We start from the raw sequence: 450 nt of genomic DNA, 5'->3' as shown, positions 1-450 counted from the left end.
GGATATCGCAGTTGCTGGATCAGGTTCTGAATCAAGTTCTGAAGGCGCAGGCTTCTGAGCAGCTTCAGGCGGAGCCGTATGAACGTTCGGAGGAACGCCAGGGCTACCGGAATGGAACCCGTCCCCACCCACTGACAACCCGTGTAGGGACCCTCACCTTACGTGTCCCGCGTCTGCGTAATGGGAGCTTTTCCACGGAGTTGTTTGCGCGTTACCAACGTAGTGAGCAGGCTCTGTTGTTAGCGCTTGTGGAAATGGTGATTAACGGGGTATCCACAAGGAAAATCACGGCGATTACGGAGGAACTCTGTGGTGCGGAGTTCTCAAAATCTACAGTTTCAGATCTGTGTAAACGACTTGACCCTATTGTACAGGCGTGGAATGAGCGCAACCTAAGAGAAAAGCGATACCCATTCGTGCTGGTCGATGCAATCGTTCTGAGGATTCGGG

The 450-nt window shown here is 52.9% G+C and carries 1 protein-coding gene; it reads left to right on the top strand.

All coding sequences use genetic code 11. The features are described 5' to 3' along the window. The coding region (locus QMF38_RS09495) for an IS256 family transposase (protein WP_452038980.1) at positions 1–450 on the top strand (450 nt) is incomplete at both ends.

Source organism: Alicyclobacillus hesperidum subsp. aegles (genome assembly GCF_027923525.1).
Lineage (GTDB): Bacteria > Bacillota > Bacilli > Alicyclobacillales > Alicyclobacillaceae > Alicyclobacillus > Alicyclobacillus aegles.
Note: the sequence above shows the minus strand (reverse complement) of the source record. Positions and strands in the feature narration are given on the sequence as shown.